The sequence below is a fragment of the Nocardioides palaemonis genome (assembly GCF_018275325.1).
Classification (GTDB): domain Bacteria; phylum Actinomycetota; class Actinomycetes; order Propionibacteriales; family Nocardioidaceae; genus Nocardioides; species Nocardioides palaemonis.
The window spans coordinates 1,375,956-1,388,940 of the sequence record NZ_JAGVQR010000001.1; the positions used below are offsets into that span (position 1 = coordinate 1,375,956).

Below are 12,985 nucleotides of genomic sequence, written 5' to 3' on the forward strand. Positions count from 1 at the left end.
TGCGCGTGACTTCTGACGACCGCGGTTCCACGTCCGCCCCGATGGACGAGGAGCCGCGGTCGTCGCGTCCGGAGGAGGAGAAGGTGGAGAGCCGCCACGACGGTCGACGCGGCCGGGGCCGGCGCAAGCAGCTGCCGCTCTGGCAGGAGACGATCCTCCTGCTCGGGATCGCGCTCGTGCTCGCGATCGTCATCAAGAGCTTCTTCGTCCAGGCCTTCTACATCCCGTCGGAGTCGATGGAGCCGGGCCTGGTCCTCAACGACCGGATCCTGGTCGAGAAGCCGTCCTACTGGGGGGACGGCGGCCCCGAGCGCGGCGACGTCGTGGTTTTCAAGGACCCGGGCGGCTGGCTCAACCCCGCCGACGCGGCCGGTCCGACCAACCCGGTGGCGAAGGGGATGGCCAAGATCGGTCTCTACCCGACCGGCGGCCACCTCGTGAAGCGGGTCATCGGCGTGGCCGGCGACACCATCCAGTGCTGCGACGACCAGGGCCGGCTGATGATCAACGGCACGGCGATCGACGAGTCCGCGTTCGTCAAGCGCGGCGACGCCACGTGTGACGGTCCGATGGTCGACGAGTGCACCACCGACTGGGAGGTCGGGCCGATCCCCGAGGGCCACGTGTTCGTGATGGGGGACAACCGCTCCCGCTCGGCGGACTCCTCGTTCCACATGTGCAAGCCCGGGCGGACCGAGTGCGTCCCGGGAGACGAGTTCGTCCCCGTCGACCTGGTGGTCGGCAAGGTGTTCGTCCTGCTCTGGCCGGCCGACCGGTTCCGCTGGAACTCGCGTCCCGACGCGTTCGAGGACGTGCCGGAACCCTCGTCGTGACCCCCTCGCCCGCGACCCAGCCGCCGCTGCCGGTCCCGGGCGCGGTGACGGTGCGCCGCGACGCCGGGCTCTACGGCTACGAGCGCGCGCTGCGCCGCGTCGGCCTCGAGCCCGTGGCCGGTGTCGACGAGGCGGGCCGCGGCGCCTGCGCCGGCCCGCTCGTCGCCGGCGCCGTCGTGCTCCCACCCGGCAAGGCCGGCATCGTCCCCGGCCTGGCGGACAGCAAGCTGCTCACCGAGGCTGCCCGCGAGCGGGTCTACGCCCAGGTCGTGCGCCGGGCACTGGCCTGGTCGGTGGTCGTGGTCGAGCCCGAGGAGTGCGACCGCCTCGGCATGCACGTGGCCAACCTCGAGGCGCTGCGCCGCGCGGTCGCCCGCCTGGCCACGCGGCCGGCGTACGTCCTGACCGACGGGTTCCCCGTCGACGGCCTCGGCGTGCCCGGCCTCGCGGTGTGGAAGGGCGACCGGGTCGCCGCCTGCATCGCCGCCGCGTCGGTGGTGGCGAAGGTGACCCGGGACCGGCTGATGGTCGACCTCGACGGCGACTGGCCCGCCTACGACTTCCGGACCCACAAGGGCTACATCACCGAGACCCACGAGGCGGCGCTGGCCGCCCACGGCCCGTCGCCGGTGCACCGGATGCGCTTCGTCAACGTGCGCCGCGCCGCGGGGCTCGAGCCGGGCGCGGAGGTGCCCACTAGGGTCGGTGGCCAGGAGCACGAGCAGGGACCGGGCAGCGGCGAGCAGGAGGACGGATGAGCGCGGAGGACCTCGAGAAGTACGAGACCGAGATGGAGCTCACCCTCTACCGCGAGTACCGCGACGTGGTGGGGATCTTCAAGTACGTCGTGGAGACCGACCGCCGGTTCTACCTGTGCAACCAGGTGGACGTGAAGGCCCGCTCCGAGAGCGGAGACGTCTTCTTCGAGGTCTCGATGAGCGACGCCTGGGTGTGGGACATGTACCGCCCGGCCCGGTTCGCCAAGAACGTGAAGGTGCTGACGTTCAAGGACGTCAACGTCGAGGAGCTCGCACCCCAGGACATCGACCCGCCCAAGGACTGACCGGCGGCCGCGGTCGGTGCGGTCCTGGGGCGAGCGGCGTACGGCTGCCCCCGGAGCGGTGGGTGAGGGGGATTCTGGGCCGTCGAAGTCCTCTTCACGCACCGCTCAACGCGGGGTGGTCCGCGCGTACGCCACCGCGAGCGCCACCGCCCGCGCTGCCCGCACGACCGTCTGGTCGACCGGGGCGTCGGTGCGGTCGAGGACCACCAGGTGTCCACAGCCCCCGGTCGGGCGGCGTCCTCCACAGGCGGCGTGACCACCGCCTGCTCGCCGTCGGTGCCCCGCGGTGTGCTGGTGCCTCCAGCCGACCGGAAGGCACCCGCGATGACCAGACCCACCGTCCCGCTCGTCCCGCGCGACCCCGTCGCCGCGCACAACCGTCGCCTCGGCCGCCGCGGCGAGGAGCTCGCGGCCCGCCACCTGACGTCGCTCGGCATGGTGCTGCTCGACCGCAACTGGCGCTGCGCGGCCGGCGAGATCGACCTCGTGCTGCGCGACGGCCGGGTGCTGGTGATCTGCGAGGTCAAGACCCGGTCGTCGACCTCCTACGGCACGCCCCTCGAGGCGGTCGACGCCCGCAAGGCGGAGCGGCTGCGCCGGCTCGGCGCCCGCTGGCTGCGTGCCCACGACTGCCACCCCGACGACGTCCGGGTGGACCTGGTGGGCGTGCTCGCCCCGCCCAGCGGGCCGGTGGAGGTCGAGCACGTGCCGGGGGTCGGCTGATGGCGTTCGCGACCGCGCGCTCGCTCGCGCTCCGGGGCGCCGACGGACACGTGATCGACGTGCAGGTCGACGTGTCCCCAGGACTGGTCAGCACCACGATCATCGGCCGGGTCGACAAGTCCCTGTCCGAGGCCCGCGACCGGGTGCGGATGGCGATCAACAACGACTGCGGCCGGTGGCCGGCCACCAAGCGGGTCACGATCCTGCTCGCCCCGGCCGACCTGCCCAAGTCCGGCACCCACTACGACCTCGCGATCGCGACAGCCGTGCTCGCGGCCGACCCCCAGCACGAGGACCTGCTGCCCGAGCACCTCGCGGGCTGGGCGTTCGTCGGTGAGCTCTCCGTGTCGGGTGCGCTCCGCCCGGTGCCGGGCGTCCTGCCGATGGTGATCGCGGCGGCGGCCCACGACATCACGCGGGTGTTCGTCCCGGAGCCCCAGGCCGCCGAGGCGGCGCTGGTGCCGGGCATGACGGTGTTCGGCGTGCGCTCGCTGGCGCAGGTCTCCGCCGTGCTGCGCGGCGTGGAGGTTCCCGAGGCGGCGCCCGTCGTCGCCGCGTCGGCCAGCCCGCTCGCGACCTGGCGGGGCGAGGACCGGCTCGCCGGCCTCGACCTGCGCGACCTCGACGGCCTCGAGGACGTCCGCTACGCGGTGGAGGTCGCGGCCGCGGGCGGGCACCCCACCATGCTCATCGGCCCCCGGGGCACCGGGAAGACCTCGATCGCCGAACGGATCCCGTCGATCCTCCCCGACCTGACCACCGAGCAGGCCCTCGAGGTGACCGCCCTCCACTCCGTCGCAGGGGTCCTGCCGGAGGGCAGTGGCCTGCTGCGCCGACCGCCGTGGTTCGCCCCGCACCACTCGGCGACGGCGGCGAGCGTGCTCGGGGGCGGGACGGGCCGGGTCCGCCCCGGCCAGGTGAGCCTGGCCCACCACGGCGTGCTGTTCCTCGACGAGTTCCCGCACTTCCGCGCCGACGTGATCGAGGCGATGCGCCAGCCGCTCGAGGCCGGGGAGGTCACCATCGCCCGCGGCGACGACGCCGCGACCTACCCCGCCCGCTCCCTGGTGGTGCTGGCCGCGAACCCGTGCCCGTGCGGCAACTTCCACGGCTCCTCCGGTGGGTCCTGCGAGTGCTCGGACGTGCAGCGACTTCACTACCGCCGCAAGCTCACCGGCCCGATCCTCGACCGCGTCGACATCTGGATGGAGGTGCGGCCGCAGGGTCGCAGCCGGACCGTGTTCGGGCCCGAGCGTGAGTCCTCCGAGGACGTCCGCTCCCGGGTGGCGGAGGCCCGCCAGCGCCAGGCGCTGCGCTACCGCCACTGCCCGTGGCTGCTCAACGCCTCGTGCCCGGGGCCGGTCCTCGCCGAGCACTGGCCGCTGGAGCCCGAGGCGCAGCACCTCGTCGACGCCGACCTGGCGGCGGGTCGTCTCACCCGCCGTGGCCTGACCCGGGTCCAGCGCCTGGCGTGGACGGTGGCGGACCGCTCGGGCGTCGCCCGGCCGGGCGAGGAGGAGGCGCGGATCGCGCTCGCGCTGCGGTCGGCGGACGCCGCCGGCACGTTGCCGGCCGCCGTGGTGGGGGTGGCGTCGTGAGCGACGTGCCCCTCCGTCCCGCGGGCCCGACCACCGCGTCCCGCGTCGGCGACGCCGACCGGCTGGCGAGGGTCATCCTGAGCTGCGCCGTCGAGCCGGGCGACGGCACCACCTCCTCGATGGTGCGCCAGGTGGGCGCGGTGCGTGCGCTCGAGCAGCTGCGCGTCTCGCGCAGCGACACCGGCGTCGCGGAGCGGCTGGCCGAACGGCTCGGCGAGGTCGAGCCCGAGCGCGAGCTCGACCAGGCCGCCCGCTGCGGCATCCGCTTCCTGGTCCCGGGCGACCCGGAGTGGCCCGACGGCCTCGACCGGCTCGACGACACCATCACCCTCGACGGGTTCGGCGGTGCGCCGCCGGGGCTGTGGGTGAAGGGCCCGATGCCCCTCACCGAGCTCGCCTGCTCGGTGGCCGTCGTGGGGTCGCGGGCCGCCTCCTTCTACGGCGTCGAGATGACCCGCGGCGTCTGCGCCGACCTCGCCCACGCCCGGGTGCCGGTGGTGTCGGGTGGTGCCCTCGGCATCGACTTCGTCGCCCACGACTCCACCCTGGCCGCCGCCGGCACCACGGTGGCGGTGCTGGCCTGCGGCGTCGACCGGGTCTACCCCGCCCAGAACCGGCCGCTGATCCAGCACCTCGCGGCCGAGCACGCGGTGGTGTCGGAGCAACCGCCCGGATCCACGCCGACGCGTCCGCGGTTCCTCGCCCGCAACCGGCTGATCGCCGCCCTGACCACCGGCACGGTCCTCGTGGAGGCAGCGCTGCGCAGCGGGGCGCTCAACACCGTGGGCTGGGCGGAGGGCCTCGGCCGGCAGGTCATGTGCGTGCCGGGTCCGGTCACCAGCGTCACCTCTCAGGGGGTCAACCAGCTCCTCCGCGACGGACGCGGCACCGTCGTGACGAGCGGACGCGAGGTCCTCGAGCTCGTGGGCAGGTCGGGGACCCACCTCCTCGAGCCGCCGCGCGGCGAGACCCGCCCCCGCGACGACCTCACCCCGACCGAGCAGCAGGTCGTCGAGTGGGTGCCGGTCAGCCGGCCCGCCGAGGTCGACGAGATCTCCGTGCGGTGCGGCCTGCACGTGCGCACCACCGACGGAGCCCTGCGCCGGCTGCGCGCCAAGGGCCTGGTGCGCCTCGACGAACGGGGGTGGCGGCTCGCGCCTGACGCGTGAGGGCGGTCCGCGCGCCTAGGCTCGGCGACGTGAGCGACGAGCCGACGACCGATGCCCCGGGACTCCCGGAGCCGATGGTCCGGCTGCTCGGCGACTACGAGCGCCACCTCGTCTCCGAGCGTGACCTGACCCCCCACACCGTCCGGGCCTACCTCGGCGACGTGTCGAGCCTGCTGGACCACTGCGTCCGCCTCGGGCACGACGACGTCACCGACCTCGACCTCCGCACGCTGCGCAGCTGGCTGGCGCGGCTGCAGACGACCGGCCGCAGCCGGACCACGATCGCCCGGCGGGCGACGGCGGCACGGGTCTTCACCGCCTGGTTGCACCGCACCGGACGCCTGCCGGCCGACCCGGGGGCCGCGCTCGGCTCGCCGAAGAAGCTCAAGACCCTGCCGCCGGTGCTCCGCGCCGACGAGGCGGAGGCGCTCATCAGGTCGGCCGCGGACCGGGCCGACGACGGCACCCCGGTCGGCCTGCGCGACGTGGCCATGCTCGAGCTGCTCTACGCCACCGGCATCCGGGTCGGCGAGCTGGTGGGCCTCGACGTCGACGACGTCGACGACGAGCGGCGCGTGGTCCGGGTGCTCGGCAAGGGTCGCAAGGAGCGGTCGGTGCCCTACGGCACGCCAGCCGGACGCTCGCTCGACCGCTGGCTGGCCGGCGGGCGGCCCGAGCTGCGGGTGGAGGGGTCCGGCCCGGCGCTCTTCCTCGGTGTCCGGGGCAGGCGCATCGACCAGCGGGCCGTCCGCGACCTGGTCCACCGTCGCATCGCCGACGTCCCCGGTGCCCCCGACATCGGGCCGCACGGCCTGCGCCACACCGCCGCCACCCACCTGCTGGAGGGCGGTGCCGACCTGCGCTCGGTGCAGGAGCTGCTCGGCCACGCCTCGCTCGCCACCACCCAGCTCTACACCCACGTCACCACCGACCGGCTGCGCCGGGCCTACCAACAGGCCCACCCGCGCGCCTGAGCGCGGCGGGGTCAGCCCAGCCAGTCGAGCGGGCGGCGCCAGGCGTCGAGCGGGGGAGACCAGGACGTCGGGGTGGCCGCGGGCTCGTCGCGCCAGAGCGGGAGCAGCCTCACCGGTCCGCCGCCGACGAGCGTCAGCGGGTCGAGGTAGACCCGGTCGTCGCCGCTCCCGCGCACCAGGCCCCAGTGCAGGCAGGCCGCGGGGAAGCAGTGGCCGTGGGTGACGGCCAGCCGGCCGAGGACGTCGCCGGCCGCCACCGGATCGCCCTTCGCGACCGTGGTGACGACGGGTTCGTAGGTCGTGCGGAGGCCGTCGGCGTGGAGCACGGTCACCACCGGCTTGCCGCCGATCGACCCGGCGAACCCGATCGTGCCGCGCACCGCCGCCCGCACCGGCTGACCGGCGGCGCCGGCGAGGTCCGCACCCCGGTGGCCAGAGGCGTAGGGAGACGGCGGCGGCTCGAAGGGACGTACGACGTCGGGCCGCGGGTCGAGCGGCCACACGCCTGCCGGACCGCCCGCCCGCAGGGGCACCGGCAGGAGCACGGGCCGGGCGGCGGCTGCCGTGGGGGACAGGAGCGTCGTCAGCACCAGCAGCAGGACGTACGGGAGGGCTCGCATCCACCGACGATCGCGCCCGCGGCCGGGCGCCGCGACCGGCGCCCGTCGCGCCTGTGGAGGACGGGCCGGCCAGCAGGGCTGGGGACGGTTCGTGGACGATGGTCCACGACCCCCGGATCCGCGCCCGCAGCGATTCGCCCGCGGGTGACCCGGGGGCCTACGATGTGCGGAGCAGTCCACCCGGACTGACTTCGCACGCTCGCAGACCGCGTCGGAACTGCATCCTGGTTCCGGACCGCCCGTGGGCGTCGGTCCTCAGTTCCGCGTCTCCGGCCCCGCCGGGATCGCGGGTCGGACCGGCGCGTGAGCGTCAGGGCCCCGGCTCCCGCCGGGCGCAGCAACTGAAAACCAACAGGAGCACCGCTCTCCGGCCCGGCCTGCCGAAGGTCGCGCGCACATCGGCGAGCGCCTCCGCAACAACAGGAGAACCCATGGCAGTCGTCACCATGCGCCAGCTGCTCGAGAGCGGCGTCCACTTCGGTCACCAGACCCGTCGCTGGAACCCCAAGATGAAGCGCTTCATCATGACCGAGCGCAACGGCATCTACATCATCGACCTGCAGCAGTCGCTCGCCTACATCGACCGCTCGTACGCCTTCGTCAAGGAGACCGTCGCCAAGGGCGGCGTGATCATGTTCGTCGGCACCAAGAAGCAGGCCCAGGAGGCGATCGCCGAGCAGGCGACCCGCGTCGGGATGCCCTACGTCAACCAGCGCTGGCTGGGCGGCATGCTCACCAACTTCCAGACCGTGCACCAGCGGATCAACCGCCTCAAGGAGCTCGACGACGTCGACTTCGACACCGTCGCCGGCTCGGGTCGCACCAAGAAGGAGCTCCTGCAGATGAAGCGGGAGCACGCCAAGCTCGAGAAGACCCTCGGCGGCATCCGCGAGATGTCCAAGGTCCCCTCCGCGGTGTGGATCGTCGACACCAACAAGGAGCACCTGGCCGTCGAGGAGGCGCGCAAGCTCCGGATCCCGATCATCGGCATCCTGGACTCCAACTGCGACCCCGACCTCGTCGACTTCCCGATCCCGGGCAACGACGACGCGATCCGCGCGGTCGGCCTGCTGACCCGCGTGGTCGCCGACGCCGTCGCCGAGGGCCTCATCGCCCGCTCCGGTGCCAAGACCGCCGGCGAGGCCGTCGGCGCCGAGGAGCCGCTGGCCGAGTGGGAGCGCGAGCTGCTCCAGGGTGACGCCGACCAGGCCGCCGCGGCCGCCACCGGCGACGCCGCCGCCGAGACCCCGGCCTCCGAGGCCACCGGTGCCGCGTCCGAGGCCCCGCAGGCCGAGGCTGCCGCCGACGCCGCCACCGAGGCGCCCGCCGAGGCCGCCGAGGCGAAGCAGGACTGATCGCACTGCGCCGGTCGCGGGCCCAGCCTGCGACCGGCACCGTGCCGTCCACCCCCACCTCCGGCCTCGCCCCACGGCGGGGCCGGTCCCGACTGCAAGGAAGAAGGACCCATGGCCAACTTCACCGCTGCCGACGTCAAGAAGCTCCGTGAGCTGACCCAGGCCGGGATGATGGACTGCAAGAAGGCGCTCACCGAGACCGACGGCGACTTCGACAAGGCCGTCGAGCTGCTCCGCGTCAAGGGTGCCGCGAAGGCTGCCGCCCGCGGCGCCGAGCGGGAGACCGCCGCCGGCCTCGTCGCCACCTCCGGCAACGCGCTGGTCGAGCTGAAGAGCGAGACCGACTTCGTCGCCAAGAACGAGGAGTTCATCGCCAAGGCGCAGCAGATCGCCGACGTCGCCGACGCCGTCAAGGCCGCCGACACCGAGGCGCTCAAGGCCGCCGAGCTCGACGGCAAGACCGTCGGCGAGGTCGTCGAGGACCTCGCCATCACCATCGGCGAGAAGATCGAGCTGGGCGAGGTCGCCTACTTCGAGGGCACCACCGTCACCTACATGCACAAGCGTGCCGCCGACCTGCCGCCCGCCGTGGGCGTGCTGGTCGAGTTCGAGGGTGACGAGGCCGCCGCCCGCGCCGCTGCGATGCAGATCGCCGCGATGAAGGCGCAGTACCTCACCCGCGACGAGGTCCCGGCCGACGTCGTCGCCTCCGAGCGCTCCATCGCCGAGCAGAAGACCCGCGAGGAGGGCAAGCCCGAGCAGGCGATCGCCAAGATCGTCGAGGGTCGCCTCGGTGGCTTCTTCAAGGAGATCGTCCTGCTCGAGCAGGAGTCGGTCACCGAGTCCAAGAAGACGGTCAAGGCCGTCCTGGACGAGGCCGGCACCACCGTCAAGCGCTTCGCGCGCTTCGAGGTCGGCGCCTGAGCCCCGCTCCACCCGCACCGACCGGGGCCCGTACGCAACCGCGTACGGGCCCCGCTCGCGTCCGACGGGCGTCGCGCCGGGATCCGCGGCGGCCGGCCCGCCCGCACGGGCGTGCGGTTCGACCCACCGGGTGCCGGACCGGTAGGTTTCTCGGCGAACCACCATGCCGTGCGAAGGGATCGAAGTGACGGCCTACCAGCGTGTCCTGCTCAAGCTCTCGGGTGAAGTGTTCGGCGGTGGGACGGTGGGCGTCGACCCCGACGTCGTCTCCAAGGTCGCCCGGGAGATCGCGACCGTCGTGCGCGAGGGCGTCGGTGTGTGCATCGTCGTCGGCGGCGGCAACTTCTTCCGCGGCGCCGAGATGCAGCAGCGCGGCATGGACCGCAGCCGCGCCGACTACATGGGCATGCTCGGCACCGTCATGAACTGCCTCGCGCTCCAGGACTTCCTGGAGAAGGAGGGCATCGAGACGCGCGTGCAGACCGCGATCGCGATGGGCCAGGTCGCCGAGCCCTACATCCCGCGCCGCGCGATGCGCCACCTCGAGAAGGGTCGCGTCGTGATCTTCGGGGCCGGCGCCGGCATGCCGTTCTTCTCCACCGACACCGTCGCCGCGCAGCGGGCCCTCGAGACCCACTGCGAGGTGGTGCTGATGGCCAAGCAGGGCGTCGACGGCGTCTACAGCGCGGACCCGAAGAAGGACCCGTCCGCGACGAAGTACGACACGCTCAGCTTCGCCGACGCCCTCCAGCAGGGCCTCAAGATCGCCGACGCGACCGCGTTCGCCCTGTGCATGGAGAACGACATGCCGCTCGTGGTCTTCGGCGCGGACGACGAGGGTGCCATCCTGCGGATCGTCAAGGGTGAGAGGATCGGCACGCTGGTCAGCCGCGACGGCTGAGCACCCCACACGCTTCCGCACCACCCCGGCCGCCCGCGGCCGGCACCGACGAGAGAGAGAACGCGACCGTGATCAACGACGTCCTGAACGATGCCGACTCCAAGATGGGCAAGTCCGTCGACGCCACCCGGGAGGAGTTCGCGGCGATCCGCGCCGGCCGCGCCAACCCCGCGATGTTCGCCAAGATCACCGCCGACTACTACGGCACCCAGACCCCGCTCCAGCAGCTGGCGAGCTTCACCTCCCAGGACGCACGCACCATCCTCATCCAGCCCTTCGACATCGGCGCGATGGGCAACATCGAGCGCGCCATCCGTGACTCCGACCTCGGCGTCAACCCCGCCAACGACGGCAAGGTGCTGCGCTGCGTCTTCCCCGAGCTGACCGAGGAGCGCCGCAAGGAGTTCATCAAGCTCGCCAGGTCCAAGGCCGAGGACGGCCGGGTGTCGGTGCGCAACGTGCGCCGCACGGCCAAGCAGTCGCTGGAGAAGATGGCCACCGACGGCGAGGTCGGCAAGGACGACGTCACGGGTGCCGAGAAGCGCCTCGACGGCATCACCAAGACCCACACCGACAAGATCGACGAGATGCTCAAGCACAAGGAAGCCGAGCTGCTCGAGGTCTGAGCCACCCATCGATGACCACCCCTGACACCCCGCCCGCGCCGGCACCCAAGAAGGACCACGGTCGCGCCGGCCGGGACCTCCCTGCTGCCATCGGCTCGGCCGTGGTGCTCGTGGGGGCGATCCTGCTCTCGCTCTTCTTCTGGAAGACCGCCTTCATGGCGATCGTCGCCGTCGCGGTGGTGGTGGCGATCTGGGAGCTGCACCGCGGGCTGTCCGCCAAGGACATCGACATCCCCGAGCAGCCGCTCATGCTCGGCGGCGCCGTCATGGTGGTCGTGGCCTATGTCTGGGGTGCCCCGGCGCTCGTGACCGCGACCGCCGTCACCGCGCTCGCGATCATGCTGTGGCTGCTGCGGCGCGGGGTCGAGGGATACGTCAAGAACGCCACCGCCTCGGTGTTCACGCTCGTCTACGTCCCGTTCCTCGGCTCGTTCGTCGCCCTCCTGCTCGCCGAGGGCAGCCGCCTGCCCGGGTTCGGGCTGGACCTGGCCGACGACGGCGTGCGCGGCATCATCACCTTCATCGCGATCACGGTCGCCTCCGACACCGGCGGCTACGTCGCCGGCGTGCTGTTCGGCAAGCACCCGATGGCGCCGGTGATCTCGCCCAAGAAGTCGTGGGAGGGCTTCGCCGGCTCGGCGGTGGCCTGCGTGGCCGTCGGCGTGTGGCTGGTGGCCTCGTTCCTCGACGGCGACTGGTGGGTCGGCGTGCTGCTCGGCCTGATCACCGTCGTGATGGCCACCCTCGGCGACCTGTGCGAGTCGGTCATCAAGCGCGACCTCGGCATCAAGGACATGAGCCAAGTCATCCCCGGCCACGGCGGCCTGATGGACCGGCTCGACTCGCTGCTCGCCACGATCGCCCCGATCTGGCTGGTGCTGCACTACCTCGTCTTCTGATGCGGCTCCTCGTCACCGGCGGCCGCACCGGGTACCTCGGACGCCACGTCGTCCGCGCGGCAGCGGGCCACGACGTCGTCGCGGTCGGCTCGGCCGACGCCGACGTCCGCGACGCCGGTGCCGTGGCGGCGCTGCTCGAGCGGCACCGCCCGGACGTGGTCGTCCACACCGCGTACGTCCAGTCCGACCACGAGGTGACGGCCACCGGCGCCGCGCACGTCGCCGACGCGACCGCCGACCGTGGCGCCCGGCTCGTTCTCGTGTCGAGCGACGTGGTGTTCGGCGGGTCGCCGGAGCCCTACGCCGAGGACGCGCCCACCGACCCGGTCAACGACTACGGGCGGGCGAAGGTCGAGGCCGAGCGGGCGGCGCTCGCCACCTGCGACGACGTCGTGGTCGTCCGCACGTCGCTGATCCTCGGTGACGGCGCGTCGGTGCACGAGCAACTGGTCCGCGACCTCGCAGGCGGCGCCGACGGGGCACTCTTCGAGGACGAGCGGCGCACCCCCGCGCACGTCGAGGACCTGGCGGCGGCCCTGGTCGAGCTCGCCGGCAACGACGTGCAGGGCGTGCTGCACTGCGGCGGCGCCGACGCGCTGAGCCGCCTCGAGCTCGGCCGGCTGGTCGCCCGTCGCGACGACCTCGACCCCGGGGCGCTGCGCGCCGGACGTCGCGCCGACCTGGCCGACCCGGGACCCGTCGACGTACGCCTCGACTCCTCGCGGGCCGCGACCCTCCTCACGACCCGGCTCCGCGGCGCGCGGGAGTTCCTGTGACCCTCCACCTCGTGCGCCACGGCCGGCCGCTGGTCGTCCCGGGCGAGCCGGCCGCGTCGTGGGACCTCGACCCGGCGGCGTACGACGACGTGTGGGCGCTGCGGTCCTCCGGTCGGCTGCCGGCGCGCGCCGCGTGGTTCGCCTCGCCCGAGCCGAAGGCGCTGCAGACCGCCCAGCTGCTCACCGACGCCGACGTGGGCGTGCTCGACGACCTGCGCGAGCACGAGCGGTCGGGGGAGTGGGTGGACGACTTCGCCGGCACGGTGCGGCGCGCCTTCGAGCGCCCGGACGTGCCGGCGACGGACGGGTGGGAGCCCCTGACGGCCTGCCGCGACCGCGTGGTGCCGGCCGTGCGGCGGGTCCTGGAGGTGCACGGGGACGACGACGTGGTGCTCGTCGGTCACGGGACGGCGTGGACCGTGGTGGTCGCCGCGCTCACCGGGCGCCCGCCCGACGTCGAGCGCTGGGCGGGGCTCGCCATGCCCGACCTGATCACCGTCGACGCGGTCCCCGGCGCCTAGGAT

At 73.4% G+C, this 12,985-nt stretch carries 15 protein-coding genes; 14 read left to right on the forward strand and 1 reads right to left on the reverse strand.

From position 1 onward, the window contains the following. Positions 1–5 precede the first annotated feature (5 nt). The 7 genes from lepB (at position 6) to KDN32_RS06755 (ending at position 6,360) form a co-directional block, all read left to right on the forward strand. Positions 6–833, forward strand: a complete 828-nt coding sequence (lepB, locus tag KDN32_RS06725; RefSeq protein WP_307853784.1) for a signal peptidase I — start codon at positions 6–8, stop codon at positions 831–833. Positions 834–877: 44 nt separating this feature from the next. Beyond that, positions 878–1,591: a ribonuclease HII gene (locus KDN32_RS06730; protein WP_211732399.1), complete on the forward strand. Its 714-nt coding sequence runs from the start codon at positions 878–880 to the stop codon at positions 1,589–1,591. Beyond that, entirely contained in the window at positions 1,588–1,896 is a 309-nt protein-coding gene (locus KDN32_RS06735; protein ID WP_211731276.1) for a DUF2469 domain-containing protein, read from the forward strand. Before KDN32_RS06730 ends, KDN32_RS06735 begins: the two co-directional genes overlap by 4 nt. A gap of 324 nt (positions 1,897–2,220) precedes the next feature. Next, positions 2,221–2,619: a YraN family protein gene (locus KDN32_RS06740; protein WP_211731277.1), complete on the forward strand. Its 399-nt coding sequence runs from the start codon at positions 2,221–2,223 to the stop codon at positions 2,617–2,619. Then, positions 2,619–4,217: a YifB family Mg chelatase-like AAA ATPase gene (locus KDN32_RS06745; RefSeq protein WP_211731278.1), complete on the forward strand. Its 1,599-nt coding sequence runs from the start codon at positions 2,619–2,621 to the stop codon at positions 4,215–4,217. Before KDN32_RS06740 ends, KDN32_RS06745 begins: the two co-directional genes overlap by 1 nt. Then, entirely contained in the window at positions 4,214–5,386 is a 1,173-nt protein-coding gene (gene dprA / locus KDN32_RS06750; RefSeq protein WP_307853787.1) for a DNA-processing protein DprA, read from the forward strand. Before KDN32_RS06745 ends, dprA begins: the two co-directional genes overlap by 4 nt. 29 nt (positions 5,387–5,415) lie before the next feature. Continuing rightward, positions 5,416–6,360, forward strand: coding sequence for a tyrosine recombinase XerC (locus KDN32_RS06755; RefSeq protein ID WP_372446478.1), 945 nt, complete (start codon positions 5,416–5,418; stop codon positions 6,358–6,360). A gap of 11 nt (positions 6,361–6,371) precedes the next feature. On the opposite strand, the gene KDN32_RS06760 is transcribed toward KDN32_RS06755, so the two are convergent. Next, positions 6,372–6,980, reverse strand: coding sequence for a M23 family metallopeptidase (locus KDN32_RS06760; protein ID WP_211731279.1), 609 nt, complete (start codon positions 6,978–6,980; stop codon positions 6,372–6,374). A gap of 431 nt (positions 6,981–7,411) precedes the next feature. On the opposite strand from KDN32_RS06760, the gene rpsB reads away from it, so the two are divergent. The 7 genes from rpsB to KDN32_RS06795 all read left to right on the forward strand — a co-directional run bounded on the left by rpsB (position 7,412) and on the right by KDN32_RS06795 (position 12,982). After that, positions 7,412–8,335 (forward strand): 30S ribosomal protein S2, encoded by a 924-nt coding sequence (gene rpsB / locus KDN32_RS06765; protein WP_211731280.1) that lies wholly within the window; start codon positions 7,412–7,414, stop codon positions 8,333–8,335. Between the two features lie 111 nt (positions 8,336–8,446). Continuing rightward, positions 8,447–9,259: a translation elongation factor Ts gene (gene tsf, locus KDN32_RS06770; RefSeq protein ID WP_211731281.1), complete on the forward strand. Its 813-nt coding sequence runs from the start codon at positions 8,447–8,449 to the stop codon at positions 9,257–9,259. A 184-nt stretch (positions 9,260–9,443) separates the two neighbouring features. After that, positions 9,444–10,160, forward strand: a complete 717-nt coding sequence (gene pyrH, locus KDN32_RS06775) for a UMP kinase (RefSeq protein WP_307853789.1) — start codon at positions 9,444–9,446, stop codon at positions 10,158–10,160. 71 nt (positions 10,161–10,231) lie between these two features. Continuing rightward, positions 10,232–10,786: a ribosome recycling factor gene (gene frr, locus KDN32_RS06780; protein ID WP_211732402.1), complete on the forward strand. Its 555-nt coding sequence runs from the start codon at positions 10,232–10,234 to the stop codon at positions 10,784–10,786. A gap of 11 nt (positions 10,787–10,797) precedes the next feature. Then, the gene (locus tag KDN32_RS06785) at positions 10,798–11,685 is read left to right on the forward strand and encodes a phosphatidate cytidylyltransferase (RefSeq protein ID WP_211731283.1); all 888 of its coding nucleotides are present in this window, start codon (positions 10,798–10,800) and stop codon (positions 11,683–11,685) included. Further along, the gene (locus KDN32_RS06790; RefSeq protein WP_211731284.1) at positions 11,685–12,461 is read left to right on the forward strand and encodes an SDR family oxidoreductase; all 777 of its coding nucleotides are present in this window, start codon (positions 11,685–11,687) and stop codon (positions 12,459–12,461) included. The genes KDN32_RS06785 and KDN32_RS06790 overlap by 1 nt, the downstream gene beginning before the upstream one ends. After that, a complete protein-coding gene (locus KDN32_RS06795; protein WP_211731285.1) occupies positions 12,458–12,982 on the forward strand; it encodes a histidine phosphatase family protein in 525 nt (174 codons plus the stop codon). The genes KDN32_RS06790 and KDN32_RS06795 overlap by 4 nt, the downstream gene beginning before the upstream one ends. Positions 12,983–12,985 lie beyond the last annotated feature (3 nt).